Origin of the sequence: Paraburkholderia antibiotica (genome assembly GCF_012927125.1) — a bacterium.
GTDB classification, from domain to species: Bacteria; Pseudomonadota; Gammaproteobacteria; order Burkholderiales; family Burkholderiaceae; genus Paraburkholderia; species Paraburkholderia antibiotica.
Genome location: NZ_JABBFZ010000015.1, coordinates 121333 through 134971, shown reverse-complemented (window position 1 = coordinate 134971; position 13639 = coordinate 121333). Strand labels below are relative to the sequence as shown.

At 63.9% G+C, this 13639-nt stretch carries 12 protein-coding genes; 10 read left to right on the top strand and 2 right to left on the bottom strand.

What is annotated here, in order from left to right:
* Positions 1-9: 9 nt before the first annotated feature.
* Positions 10-858: a MurR/RpiR family transcriptional regulator gene (locus HHL14_RS22770; RefSeq protein ID WP_169499863.1), complete on the bottom strand. Its 849-nt coding sequence runs from the start codon at positions 856-858 to the stop codon at positions 10-12.
* Between the two features lie 320 nt (positions 859-1178).
* On the opposite strand from HHL14_RS22770, the gene edd reads away from it, so the two are divergent.
* The 4 genes from edd to HHL14_RS22750 all read left to right on the top strand — a co-directional run bounded on the left by edd (position 1179) and on the right by HHL14_RS22750 (position 5916).
* On the top strand, positions 1179-3119 hold the full coding sequence (edd, locus tag HHL14_RS22765) for a phosphogluconate dehydratase (protein WP_169499862.1): 1941 nt from the start codon (positions 1179-1181) through the stop codon (positions 3117-3119).
* Between the two features lie 11 nt (positions 3120-3130).
* Positions 3131-3772 (top strand): bifunctional 4-hydroxy-2-oxoglutarate aldolase/2-dehydro-3-deoxy-phosphogluconate aldolase, encoded by a 642-nt coding sequence (eda, locus tag HHL14_RS22760; protein ID WP_169499861.1) that lies wholly within the window; start codon positions 3131-3133, stop codon positions 3770-3772.
* Positions 3773-4025: 253 nt separating this feature from the next.
* Entirely contained in the window at positions 4026-5411 is a 1386-nt protein-coding gene (locus HHL14_RS22755; RefSeq protein ID WP_169499860.1) for a GntT/GntP/DsdX family permease, read from the top strand.
* Positions 5412-5421: 10 nt separating this feature from the next.
* Positions 5422-5916, top strand: a complete 495-nt coding sequence (locus HHL14_RS22750; RefSeq protein WP_169499859.1) for a gluconokinase — start codon at positions 5422-5424, stop codon at positions 5914-5916.
* A 132-nt stretch (positions 5917-6048) separates the two neighbouring features.
* On the opposite strand, the gene purB is transcribed toward HHL14_RS22750, so the two are convergent.
* On the bottom strand, positions 6049-7437 hold the full coding sequence (gene purB, locus HHL14_RS22745; protein WP_169499858.1) for an adenylosuccinate lyase: 1389 nt from the start codon (positions 7435-7437) through the stop codon (positions 6049-6051).
* A gap of 319 nt (positions 7438-7756) precedes the next feature.
* Between purB and HHL14_RS22740 the strand changes: the two genes are divergently transcribed.
* From HHL14_RS22740 to HHL14_RS22715, 6 genes are all read left to right on the top strand, one after another.
* The gene (locus tag HHL14_RS22740) at positions 7757-8713 is read left to right on the top strand and encodes a LysR family transcriptional regulator (RefSeq protein ID WP_169499857.1); all 957 of its coding nucleotides are present in this window, start codon (positions 7757-7759) and stop codon (positions 8711-8713) included.
* A 149-nt stretch (positions 8714-8862) separates the two neighbouring features.
* Positions 8863-10176: a Glu/Leu/Phe/Val family dehydrogenase gene (locus HHL14_RS22735; protein WP_169499856.1), complete on the top strand. Its 1314-nt coding sequence runs from the start codon at positions 8863-8865 to the stop codon at positions 10174-10176.
* A gap of 315 nt (positions 10177-10491) precedes the next feature.
* Positions 10492-11385, top strand: coding sequence for a glutamate/aspartate ABC transporter substrate-binding protein (locus HHL14_RS22730; RefSeq protein WP_169499855.1), 894 nt, complete (start codon positions 10492-10494; stop codon positions 11383-11385).
* Positions 11386-11475: 90 nt separating this feature from the next.
* Positions 11476-12216 carry an amino acid ABC transporter permease gene (locus HHL14_RS22725; protein WP_169499854.1) on the top strand — a complete coding sequence of 247 codons (741 nt, stop codon included), beginning with the start codon at positions 11476-11478 and terminating at the stop codon, positions 12214-12216.
* Positions 12216-12893, top strand: coding sequence for a glutamate/aspartate ABC transporter permease GltK (gltK, locus tag HHL14_RS22720; RefSeq protein ID WP_169499853.1), 678 nt, complete (start codon positions 12216-12218; stop codon positions 12891-12893). The genes HHL14_RS22725 and gltK overlap by 1 nt, the downstream gene beginning before the upstream one ends.
* A complete protein-coding gene (locus HHL14_RS22715; RefSeq protein WP_169499852.1) occupies positions 12890-13615 on the top strand; it encodes an amino acid ABC transporter ATP-binding protein in 726 nt (241 codons plus the stop codon). The genes gltK and HHL14_RS22715 overlap by 4 nt, the downstream gene beginning before the upstream one ends.
* Positions 13616-13639: the final 24 nt, after the last annotated feature.

Below are 13639 nucleotides of genomic sequence, written 5' to 3'. Positions count from 1 at the left end.
TGGCTGCCCCTATGATCCGGGCGAATCCACCCGCCGCCGATGAATCACCTCCTTCGTCTGCGCAAGCTTTTCCACCAGTTCCGGCCCACGGCTCAACGCGACACCCACCGCGAGAATGTCGCCGATCGCGAGATGCGACACGCGTGACGTCATCGGCGAAAAGATGTCGGTGTCTTCGTCGACGTTGGCAAACAGGCCCACGGTCGCGAGCCGCGCGAGCGGCGAGTTGCCGTGCGTGATCGCGATCACTTTCGCGCCGGCGTTCAGCGCGGCCTTCGCGGCATCGATGATGTCGCGTGTGCGGCCGGTGTTCGAGATCGCCACCACCACGTCGCCCGCGCCGAGCAGTGCCGCCGACATCAGGAACGTATGCGGGTCCGAATACGCGACGCTCGGCATGCCGAGCCGAAAGAACTTGTGCTGCACGTCGAGTGCGGCGATGCCCGAGCCGCCCGCGCCATAGAACTCGATGCGCTTCGCCTGCGCGAGCATCTCTATTGCCGCCGCGACGCTATCGGACGACAGGTTGTTGCGCACCTGGATCAGCGCGCCGATGGTCCGGTCGAGCACCTTCGCGGCGACACCCGGCGTCGGCTCGTCGGGCCGCACGTCTCGATAGACGGCGGGCACCTCGGCGGCAATGCCCTGGGCGAGACGGATCTTGAATTCGCGAAACCCGGAAAAGCCGAGCGCGTGACAGAAGCGCGCGATCGTCGGCTGGCTCACGCCCGCGCGCGCGGCGACTTCGGTCATCGACAGATCGAGCACTTCGCGCGGCGCCTCGATTACGTAATCGGCCAGCTTGCGCTCGGACGGGCGCAACTGCTCGCGCATCTCTTCCACCTGGGACAGCATCATCGGAAAACTCGCACTATGCTGAAGAACGTGTGGACTATATCCGATTGGCCGATGGCGCACAAAAGCTAGGTACAAAAACTACATATCGATGCCTAAGTGTATTCCCTGGGTTTTGGCCGAAAATCGTTGATGCACTGCCAGTAGGCCGATTCGAGGCATTGTGCGATGCCGCGTTGCAGCAGCGCTCGTCATTGCGATCGTGTAGTTTTTCTACTAAGATGGCGTCGTTCAAGCAGTAGAACCCTGCCACAATCCGCGACAACCCCGCGATACCGCCTGGTGTCACGCATGCGCCTGCCGCCAGCGACGAAGGAGCTCCGATGGTTTCCCCGCATTCGCAATTGTTGAAGGTCACGCAGCGCGTGATCGAGCGCAGCAAGCCCACGCGTGAAGCGTATCTGGCCCGTATCCAGCATGCGCAGGGGCGCTTCCCGGCGCGCGGCGCGCTGTCGTGCGCGAACCTCGCCCACGGTTTCGCGGGTCTCGAGGGCAACGACAAACTCGTCATCAAGCAGATTCGCGAGCCGAACATCGGCATCGTTTCGTCGTACAACGAGATGCTGTCGGCGCACGCGCCGTACAAAAACTACCCGGACATCATCAAGCAGGCCGCGCGCGAGAACGGCGGCGTCGCGCAATTCGCGGGCGGCGTGCCGGCGATGTGCGACGGCATCACGCAGGGCAACGCGGGCATGGAGCTGTCGCTGTTCTCGCGCGAAGTGATCGCGATGAGCACGGCCGTCGCGCTCACGCACAACATGTTCGACGCGGCGCTGTGCCTCGGCATCTGCGACAAGATCGTGCCGGGCCTGTTGATCGGCGCGCTGCAATTCGGGCATCTGCCGACCATCTTCGTGCCGGCCGGCCCGATGGCGAGCGGCCTGTCCAACGACGACAAAGCGAAGACGCGCCAACTGTTCGCCACCGGCCAGTGTGGCCGCGACGCGCTGCTCGAAGCGGAAGCGGCCGCGTATCACAGCCACGGCACCTGCACGTTCTACGGCACCGCGAACAGCAACCAGATGCTGATGGAAGTGATGGGCCTGCATCTGCCGGGCTCGGCTTTCGTGCATCCGCATACGCCGCTGCGCGACGCGCTGACCGCGCAGGCCGCGCGCCGCGTGCTCGATCTGACGGTCGAGCGCGGCAACTACATGCCGATCGGCCACGTGGTCGACGAGAAGGCGATCGTCAACGGTATCGTCGCGCTGCTGGCGACCGGTGGCTCGACCAATCACACGCTGCACCTCGTCGCGATTGCGCGCGCGGCCGGCATCGTGATCGACTGGGACGATTTCGACGCGCTGTCGCAGGCGGTGCCGCTGCTCGCGAAGATCTATCCGAATGGCAAGGCCGACGTGAACCACTTCCACGCGGCCGGCGGCGTCGCGTTTCTCGTGCGCAATCTGCTCGAAGGCGGGCTGCTGCACGAAGACGTCAACACCGTGGCGGGCAAGGGCCTCAGGCATTACACGGAAGAGCCGAAGCTCATCGACGGCAAGCTGCAATGGGTGGCGGCCGTCGACGAGAGCGCGGATACCGCGGTGTTGCGCGGCATCAAGGAGCCGTTCCAGCCGGACGGCGGCCTGCGCCTGATGCAGGGTAAGCTCGGTCGCGGCGTGATCAAGATTTCGGCGGTCGCCGCCGCGCATCGCAAGGTGAAGGCGCCGGCAATCGTGTTCGATTCGCAGGAAGCGGTGCAGGAAGCGTTCGACAAGGGCGAACTGAAGCGTGACTTCATCGCGGTGGTGCGCTTCCAGGGCGCGCGCGCAAACGGCATGCCCGAGCTGCATCGTTTGACGCCGCTGCTCGGTGTGTTGCAGGATCAGGGTTTCCATGTCGCGCTGGTCACCGACGGCCGCATGTCGGGTGCCTCGGGCAAGGTGCCGGCGGTGATTCATCTGTCGCCGGAAGCGTTGTTGCAAGGTCCGATTGGCAAGGTCCGCACCGGCGACATGCTGGTGATCGACGCGGAAGCGGGCGTGCTCGACATCGAGATCGACGCGGCCGAATGGGCGGCCCGTCCCTGCGACGAGCCGAAGCATCAGGCCGACAACGAGGTCGGTTTCGGTCGCGAGCTGTTCGGCGTGTTCCGCGCGGCGGCCGCGCCGGCGGAGCAGGGCGCATCGGTATTCGGCAGGATGGTCGGCGAGGGCGGCACCTCGCACGGGCAGCATGGACAGCACGGCCATCAAGCGGGCGATCAGCACGCACATAAGCACACGGGCACCGCGCAAGCGAGCGCGGCGCTGCACAAATAAGGAGTCTGACTATGACGGCGAAAACAGTAAGCGACATCGTGCGCCTCGGCCCGGTGATTCCGGTGCTCGCGTTCGACTCGGTCGAACAGGGCGAACACGTGTCGCGCGCATTGCATGCGGGCGGCGTGAAGGTGCTCGAAATCACGTTGCGCACGCCGGCGGGCCTCGGCGCGATCGAGCGTGCGTGCGAACTGGCCGACGACATCGTGGTCGGCGTCGGCACGATCACGAAGCCGGAGCACTGCGCGCAGGCGAAGAAGGCGGGCGCGCAGTTCGGCGTGTCGCCGGGCCTGACGAAAGAAATGCACCAGGCCGCGCAGGACGTCGGTCTGCCGCTGTTGCCGGGTGTGATGACGCCGTCCGACATCATCCTCGCGCTCGAACTCGGTTACGAGATCGTCAAGTTTTTCCCGGCCCAGCAGGCCGGCGGCGTGCCGATGCTGCAGGCGTTCCACGGCCCGTTCCCGGCGCTGAAGTTCTGCCCGACCGGCGGCATCACGGCCGAGACGGCGCCGCATTTCCTGTCGCTGCCGAACGTGGTGTGCGTCGGCGGTTCGTGGCTCACGCCGAAGTCCGCGCTGGCCGCGCAGAACTGGGACGAGGTCACGCGCCTCGCGCGCGCCGCGAGTCAGCTGGCCGCGCCCGCGCATTAACGTCTCGATCGGTGTTTGTCACCGTCATCGGGTCCGCTACACGAGTCTCGTCGATGCAGCCCTCGCGGCTGTCGCGCCGGGACTCTTTTTTTACCTGTAATGCGTGATGGATTAACGCGCGTTTTCAGGACACAAACAGTAAAATTCAGCGTCCGCGCGGCTAGCCGGGTTTTCAGGCATCGCGCAGGTTGCCGTGAGACGACGTGCCGGCCGTGTTCCGCACTCAGAATCAATAAACCCAAGGAGGAGCTTCATGGAAGCTGTCCACGGCAGCATGCTGCTGGTCTACGCGGTCATCGCGATCGCGCTGCTGATCCTGCTGATCACGCGCTACAAGGTCTATCCGTTTCTCGTCCTGATCATCGTCTCGCTGCTGCTCGGCCTCGTGGCCGGCATGCCGATGCAGACCATCGTCAAGTCGTTCGAAACCGGCAACGGCAACACGCTTGGGCACATCGCCATCGTGGTCGGTCTCGGCACGATGCTCGGCAAGATGATGGCCGAGTCGGGCGGCGCCGAGCGCATTGCGACCACGCTGATCAACCTGTTCGGCGAGAAGCACATCCACTGGGCGATGATGCTCGTCGCGATCATCGTCGGCTTGCCAGTGTTCTTCGAAGTCGGTTTCGTGCTGCTGATTCCGATCGCGTTCAACGTCGCGCGCCGCACCAATAAATCGCTGCTGCTGGTCGGTCTGCCGATGGTGGCGGGCCTGTCCGTCGTGCACGGGCTGATTCCGCCGCACCCGGCCGCGCTGCTCGCCGTGCAGGCGTATCACGCGGACATCGGCAAGACGATCGCGTTTGGGCTGATCATTGGTATTCCGACGGCGATCGTCGCCGGTCCGCTGTTCGCGCTGCTGGTGAGTCGCCATATCAAACTGCCGAAGGACAACGCGCTCGCCGCGCAATTTCTCGGCAGCGACGCGGACGGCGGCAACGGCGTGAAAGCCGATGCGCCGAAACGCGAATTGCCTGGCTTCGGCATCACGCTGTTCACGATCCTGTTGCCGGTGATTTTGATGCTGGTCGGCAGCTGGGCCGATCTGTTCTTCGCGCCGAAGACGCTGCCGAACGATCTGCTGCGCTTCTTCGGCAACACCGACGTCGCGTTGCTGACGGCCGTGCTGGTCAGCTTCTGGACCTTCGGCGCGAGCCGCGGCTTCAATCGCGAGCAGATCCAGAAGTTCTGCGGCGAGTGTCTCGCGCCGATCGCGGGCATTACGCTGATCGTCGGCGCGGGCGGCGGTTTTGGCCGCGTGCTGATGGATAGCGGCATTTCGAAGGAAATCGTCAACGTCGCGACCGCGGTGCATCTGTCGCCGCTGCTGTTCGGCTGGCTCGTCGCGGCGCTGATCCGTCTCGCGACGGGTTCGGCCACGGTCGCGATGACGACCGCCTGCGGCATCGTCGCGCCGATCGTCTCGGCGGGCGCGGTGCAGGTCCGGCCCGAACTGCTGGTGCTCGCCACCGGCTCGGGCTCGCTGATCTTCTCGCACGTGAACGACGGCGGCTTCTGGCTGATCAAGGAGTATTTCGGCATGACGGTGGGGCAGACCTTCAAGACGTGGTCGCTCCTCGAAACCATCATTTCGTTGATGGGGCTGGGCCTGACCTTCGCGCTTGCGGCGGTCCTGTAAGGAGATTCAAATGATTTTGATCGCAATGGGCGTGTCGGGCGCCGGCAAGTCGCTGGTTGGCGAACTGCTGGCTGAGCGCCTGCACTGCACGTTCACCGACGGCGACGCGTTTCACAGCGCCGCCAACAAGGAGAAGATGCATCACGGCATCCCGCTCACCGACGAAGACCGCTGGCCGTGGCTGAAGACGATCCGCGCGGCGATCGAGGACAAGCAGAAGGCGGGCGAGACGGCGGTGTTCACGTGCTCGTCGCTGAAGCGTTCGTATCGCGACGTCCTGCGCGCCGGCGACAAGGACGTCTGCTTCGTCTACCTGAAGGGTTCGCGCGAGGTGCTCTCCGAACGTCTGGGGCATCGCACCGGGCACTTCTTCGATCCGTCGCTGCTGCAAAGCCAGCTCGATACGCTCGAGGAACCGGGCGCGGACGAGGCGATCACGGTCAGCATCGATCTGACGCCGGAGCAGATTGTCGATGAGGTGCTGAAGCAGGTCGAGCAGCGCTGAATTTGCCGCGAGTCTCCGATGGTTCCGCGTTCCGGTTGCGAACGCCGGACGTAAAAAAGCCGCTCCCTGGAGCGGCTTTTCTTATGCGTGGCCGCGGCGGCACCGCGGCCCACGTCAGGCTCAGCCAGCGAATCAGCCGATCCGCTTCGCCAGTTCGACCGCCTTGCCGATGTACGAGGCGGGCGTCATCGCGAGCAGATGGTCCTTCGCGTCCTGCGGAATCGCCAGGCCGCCGACGAACGTCTGCAGCGCTTCACGGGTGATGCCCTTGCCGCGCGTCAGTTCCTTCAGCTGCTCGTACGGGTTCTCGATGCCGTAGCGGCGCATCACGGTCTGCACTGGCTCGGCCAGCACTTCCCAGCAGTTGTCGAGGTCGTCGTTCAGACGCTGCGCGTTCACTTCGAGCTTGTCGAGACCGCGGATCAGCGAGTCGTACGACAGCAGCGAGTAACCGAACGCGACGCCGATGTTGCGCAGCACCGTCGAGTCGGTCAGGTCGCGCTGCCAGCGCGACACCGGCAGCTTGTCGGCGAGGTGGCGCAGCGTCGCGTTGGCGAGGCCGAGGTTGCCTTCCGAGTTTTCGAAGTCGATTGGGTTGACCTTGTGCGGCATCGTCGACGAACCGATTTCGCCGGCCTTGGTGCGCTGCTTGAAGTAACCGAGCGAGATGTAGCCCCACACGTCGCGGTCCAGATCCAGCAGGATCGTGTTCGCGCGCGAGATCGCGTCGAACAGCTCGGCCATGTAGTCGTGCGGCTCGATCTGGATCGTGTACGGATTGAACGTGAGCTTCAGGCGGTTTTCGACCACGTCCTTCGAGAACGCTTCCCAGTCGAACTCCGGATACGCGGACAGGTGCGCGTTGAAGTTGCCGACCGCGCCGTTCATCTTGCCGAGCAGTTCGACCTTTGCGATACGCTCGATCGCGCGCGAGAGACGCGCGGCGACGTTGGCCATTTCCTTGCCGAGCGTGGTCGGGCTGGCCGGCTGGCCGTGCGTGCGCGACAGCATCGGCTGTTCGGCGTGCGCGTGCGCGAGCGCGACGAGGCGCTGATGCACCGAGCGCAGCGCCGGCAGGATCACGTGTTCGCGCGCGCCGGCGAGCATCAGGCCGTGCGAGGTGTTGTTGATGTCTTCCGACGTGCACGCGAAGTGGATGAACTCGCTCGCGCGTTCCAGTTCTTCCTGACCCTTCACCGATTCCTTCAGCCAGTATTCGACCGCCTTCACGTCATGATTGGTGACGCGCTCGATGTCCTTGATGCGCGCGGCGTCGTGCGCGGTGAAGCGCTCGGCCAGTTGCAGCAGGAACTGCTCGGACGCTTCGGAGAAGCGCGGCACTTCGGCGAAGCCGGCGCGCGACAGCGCGATCAGCCAGTGGATTTCGACCGTCACGCGATTGCGCATGAACGCGGCTTCCGAGAGCCAGTCGCGCAGGGCTTCGGTTTTGGCGGCGTAGCGGCCGTCGAGCGGGGAGAGCGCGTTCAGCGCGAACAGGGTGTCGGGGCGGGTGTCGGACATGATGGGACGTGATGAGCGCTCAAGGAGCGGATCGGGAACGGGGGGAACCGCGCATTTTACCACCGTGCGCGCGGCAAGCCGGCGCGGGCGCGGTTCGGCGCCGGTGGCGTGCGGCGAGGCGGCGAGCGGCGAGCAGCGAGCAGCGAGCGGCGAGCAGCGGGCGGCGGGCGGCGGGCGGCGTGTCGCAGCGGGCGGTGTGCGGCGCGAGGGTGGGCGGGCCGCGCCGGCGAGCGGTGCAACGGTGGGCCCGCGGCGTGCGGTGCGAGCCCGCGCCGCTAGAATGCAGACTTCCTCCCTCTCGCCGGCAAAGCGCACTCGCATGGAACTGAAATGGCTCGAAGACTTCATTTCGCTCGCGGAAACGCGTAGCTTCAGCCGCTCGGCCGAATTGCGCCACGTCACGCAGCCGGCTTTCTCGCGACGCATTCAGGCGCTCGAAGCATGGCTCGGCACCGAGCTGATCGACCGTTCGGTGTATCCGACGCGGCTCACGGCGGCGGGCCAGGTGTTCAACGAACAGGCGCTCGCGATGCTGTCGCAATTCCACGAGGCGCGCGCGTTGCTGCGCGGCCACACGGCGACCCCGCAGGCGACGATCGAATTCGCGGTGCCGCACACGCTGTCGCTCACGTACTTCCCGCGCTGGCTGCAGCGCATCGAGGCGCAGATGGGGCCGATCCATACGCGGCTGCGCGCGCTGAACGTGCACGACGCGGCGCTGTCGCTGGTGGAAGGGGGCTGCGATCTGATGATGGGCTACCACCATCCGAGCCATCCGGTCGCGCTCGACCCGGCCCGCTACGACATGCTGACGCTCGGCCACGAGCCGATCAGTCCGTTCTCGGCGCCCGCCCGCGCGGGCCGCCCGCGTCACACGCTGCCGGGCACGCCCGACGCGCCCGCGCCATATCTGTCGTACACGCCGAACGCGTACCTCGGGCGCATGACCGAAGTGATCTTCGCGCAGGCGCCCGAGCGTCTGTATGTGGACCGGCTGTACGAGACCGACATGGCCGAGGGGCTCAAGGCGATGGCGCTCGCGGGGCACGGCATCGCGTTTCTGCCGCATAGCGCGGTCGAGGACGCGATCGCCGACGGCAAGCTGATCCGCCTCGATCGCGCGACGCGCGGCACGCCTGAAGGCCAACTGACGCTGAGCATGGAAATCCGCCTGTACCGCGACAAGCTCGCCGCGAAAAGCGACGACGCGCGCCAGATTCTCGTGCGGCAATTGTGGGACGTGGTGTCGGAGGAGTTGCAGCAGGGCGCGGCATAAAACCCGGAAGCCGACCTGCGCACCGACGACGCGAATTTGCGGCTTTCGGAACGTTATGCAAAAAAAACATAACGGGATGATGAAACGGCATTGGATTTCAAAACGACGTTTTTCCACAATGCTCGTATTCGATCAACGCCGGAGCGTTCATGTCTTCCCAGCAACAAGCCGTTCAACCCGTCTCAACGTTGCAGTCCGTTCCCTCCTACCTCAATAGCGAAGACCTCGGCCCGTGGGGCAACTACCTGCGCCAGGTCGACCGTGTCGCGCCGTATCTCGGTTCGCTGTCCCGCTGGCTCGAAACCCTGAAGCGCCCGAAGCGCATTCTGATCGTCGATGTGCCGATCGAACTCGATAACGGCACGGTCGCGCACTTCGAGGGCTATCGCGTGCAGCACAACGTGTCGCGCGGTCCGGGCAAGGGCGGCGTGCGTTATCACCAGGACGTTACGCTGTCCGAAGTGATGGCGCTGTCGGCGTGGATGTCGGTGAAGAACGCGGCGGTGAACGTGCCGTACGGCGGCGCGAAGGGCGGCATCCGCGTCGATCCGCGCACGCTGTCGCGTGGCGAGCTGGAGCGCGTGACGCGCCGCTACACGAGCGAAATCGGCATCATCATCGGACCGAATACCGACATCCCCGCGCCGGACGTGAACACGAACGAGCAGATCATGGCGTGGATGATGGACACGTATTCGATGAACCAGGGCCAGACGGCTACCGGCGTCGTGACCGGCAAGCCGATCACGCTCGGCGGCTCGCTCGGCCGTCGTGAAGCAACCGGCCGCGGCGTGTTCGTGGTCGGCTGCGAAGCGGCACGCCGCATCGGCTTCGACATCGAAGGCGCGCGTATCGCGGTGCAGGGCTTCGGCAACGTCGGCGGGATCGCCGCGCGTCTGTTCCAGGAAGCGGGCGCCAAGGTCGTCGCGGTGCAGGACCACACCGGCTCGGTGTACAAGGCCACCGGCATCGACGCGGCCGCGCTGCTCGACCACGTGGCGAAGACGGGCGGCGTCGGCGGTTTCGCCGAAGCGGATGCGATCACCAACGAAGAGTTCTGGACGGTCGAATCGGACATCCTGATTCCGGCGGCGCTGGAAAATCAGATCACCGAAAAGAATGCCGGCAAGATCAAGACGCGGATCATCGTCGAAGGCGCGAACGGCCCGACCACCACGGCGGCCGACGACATCCTGCACGATCGCGGCATCCTCGTGATTCCGGACGTGGTCGCGAATGCGGGCGGTGTGACAGTGTCATATTTCGAGTGGGTGCAGGACTTCTCGAGCTTCTTCTGGACCGAGAATGAGATCAACGAGCGGCTCGAGCGCGTGATGCGCGAAGCGTTCGCCGCGGTTTGGCAGGTGTCGAGCGAGCAGAACGTGTCGGTGCGTACGGCGGCGTTTATCGTCGCGTGTAAGCGGATTCTGCAGGCGCGCGAAATGCGCGGTCTGTACCCCTGAGCGTGGCCGGTCGGCCGTGACCGTCTGCTGACGCGGATGGTTATGGGGCCGACACGGGTTCTACGTTCTACACTGTTTGACACAGCGGTTTTCGCGGACCGCCGTACAATTTGCATCATCGTGGTTCACAAGACCGCGTGTTTGACCGGCGGGCGGCATCGTAACGATGTCGCCCGCCTTCGCATGTCCGTGAAAACGACTGTGGCGCGGGCGCCGGCGGCAATCGCGGCGTGCGCGCAACAACATGGTTTATAGCAATACTTTCAGAAAAATTACTTTGCTAAACTGGCGCCGGTTCTTGCCAAGGAGATCAAGATGAAGGTTAAAAAAGCTGCGCTGCTGCTCGCGACTCTCGGACTGTTCACGGTCGGCGCGCATGCGCAAGACTCGGGCACGCTGAAAAAGATCAAGGATACGGGCGTCATTTCGCTGGGCCATCGCGAATCGTCGATTCCGTTTTCCTATTACGACGACAAGCAGAATGTGATCGGCTACTCGCAGGATTACGCGCTGAAGATCGTCGAAGGGGTCAAGCAGAAGCTGAACATGCCGAACCTGAAGGTGAAGCTGGTGCCGATCACGTCGCAGAACCGTATTCCGCTGGTGCAGAACGGCACCGTGGATATCGAATGCGGCTCCACCACGAATAACGCCGAGCGCCAGCAACAGGCAGCGTTCTCGAACACGATCTTCGTGATCGGCACGCGCCTGATGACCAGGAAAGACTCCGGCATCAAGGATTTCGCCGATCTGAAGGGCAAGACGGTCGTGACGACCGCCGGCACCACCTCCGAGCGCCTGCTTCGCAAGATGAACCAGGACAAGAGCATGGGCATGAACATCATCAGCGCGAAGGACCACGGCGAGTCGTTCCTGACGCTGTCGACCGGCCGTGCTGCCGCGTTCATGATGGACGACGCGCTGCTCGCCGGCGAGCGCGCGAAGTCGAACAACCCGGGCGATTTCGTGATCGTCGGTACGGCGCAATCGCGTGAAGCTTACGGCTGCATGCTGCGCAAGAACGATCCGGAATTCAAGAAGGTCGCCGACGACGCGATCGCGAAGGTGCAAACCTCGGGTGAAGGCGAGCAGATCTACAAGCGCTGGTTCGAATCGCCGATCCCGCCGAAGGGCCTGAACCTGAACTTCCCGATGAGCGACGATATGCGGGCACTGTTCAAGAATCCGAACGACAAGGCAATCGATTAAACGTTAGCTGCTTTTCGACACTTTCGAAACGCTTAACGGAACGGAAGGGGCCACGCGCTTCTTCCGTTTCTTTTTGCCGGAGTCTTGGTCATGTCATATCACTGGAACTGGGGCATTCTGCTGAGTCCCGTCTCCACGGGCGAGCCGACTACCTATCTCGGCTGGCTGGTGTCGGGGCTGTGGGTCACCGTCACCGTGTCCTTGTCGGCCTGGGTGATCGCGCTGATCGTCGGTTCGTTCTTCGGCGTGCTGCGCACGTTGCCGAACAAATGGGCGTCGGGCATCGGTACCGTCTACGTCGCGGTCTTCCGCAACGTCCCCCTGATCGTGCAGTTCTTCGTCTGGTATCTGGTGATACCGGAGTTGCTGCCCGTGTCGATCGGCACCTGGTTCAAGCAGTTGCCGCCGGCCGCGCAGTTCTTTTCTTCATCGATCATCTGTCTGGGCCTGTTCACCGCCGCGCGCGTGTGCGAGCAGGTGCGCTCGGGCATCAACGCGCTGCCGCGCGGCCAGCGCGCCGCGGGTCTCGCGGTCGGCTTCACGCAATGGCAGACATATCGCTACGTGCTGCTGCCGGTCGCTTACCGGATCATCGTGCCGCCGCTCACCTCCGAGTTTCTGAACATCTTCAAGAACTCCGCGGTGGCGTCGACGATCGGTCTGCTCGACCTGTCCGCGCAGGCGCGCCAGCTGGTCGACTATACGGCGCAGACGTATGAGTCGTTCATTGCGGTCACGATCGCGTACATGCTGATCAACCTGATCGTGATGCAACTGATGCGCTGGGTCGAAGCGAAAACCCGGCTGCCCGGCTATATCGGAGGCAAGTGATGCATCATTTCGACTGGAGCGGTATTCCGGGCGCGCTGCCGACGCTGTGGACCGGCGCGATCGTCACCTTCAAGATCACGCTGATCGCGATCGTATTCGGTATCGTGTGGGGCACCATCCTCGCGATGTTCCGGCTGTCGTCGATCAAGCCCCTCGAGTGGTTCGCGAAGATCTACGTGACGATCTTCCGTTCGATCCCGCTGGTGATGGTGCTGCTGTGGTTCTTCCTGATCGTGCCGCAACTGCTGCAAAGCGTGCTCGGTCTGTCGGCGGACATCGACATCCGGCTCGCGTCGGCGATGGTCGCGTTCTCGCTGTTCGAGGCCGCGTATTATTCCGAGATCATCCGCGCCGGCATTCAGGCGGTGCCGCGCGGCCAGGTCAACGCATCGTTCGCACTCGGCATGACCTACGCCCAGGCGATGCGCCTGATCGTGCTGCCGCAGGCGTTCCGCGCGATGGTGCCGCTGCTGCTCACGCAGGGTATCGTGCTGTTTCAGGACACGTCGCTCGTCTACGTGATCAGCCTCGCCGACTTCTTCCGCACCGCCACCAATATTGGCGACCGTGACGGCACGAGTGTCGAAATGGTACTCTTCGCGGGCGCGTGTTATTTCGTGATCTGTGTGATCGCGTCGAGCCTCGTCAAAGGTCTTCAGAAAAAGGTCGCAAGATGATCTCTATCAAGAATATTTCGAAGTGGTACGGCCAGTTTCAGGTGCTGACCGACTGCACGACGGAAGTCAAAAAGGGCGAAGTGGTCGTGGTGTGCGGGCCGTCGGGTTCGGGCAAGTCCACGCTGATCAAGACCGTCAACGGTCTCGAGCCGTTCCAGAAGGGCGAGATCGTGATCAACGGTCAGTCGCTGACCGACAGGAAAACCAATCTGTCGAAGCTGCGCTCGAAGGTCGGCATGGTGTTCCAGCACTTCGAACTGTTCCCGCATCTGTCGATCGTGCAGAACCTGACGCTCGCGCAGATCAAGGTGCTCGGTCGCTCGAACGACGAAGCGACCGCGAAGGGGCTGAAGCTGCTCGACCGCGTCGGTTTGCGCGCGCATGCGGACAAGTATCCGGGGCAGTTGTCCGGCGGTCAGCAGCAGCGTGTGGCGATTGCGCGTGCGCTGTCGATGGACCCGATCGCGATGCTGTTCGACGAGCCGACTTCGGCGCTCGACCCGGAGATGATCAACGAAGTGCTCGACGTGATGGTCGAACTCGCGCAGGAAGGCATGACGATGATGTGTGTCACGCACGAAATGGGCTTTGCGAAGAAGGTCGCGCATCGCGTGATCTTCATGGACAAGGGCCTGATCGTCGAAGACGACCGCAAGGAAGACTTCTTCGCGAATCCGAAGTCGGATCGCGCGAAGGATTTTCTGGCGAAGATTCTGCACTGAGTTTTTGTCTGCCGCCGGACTCGC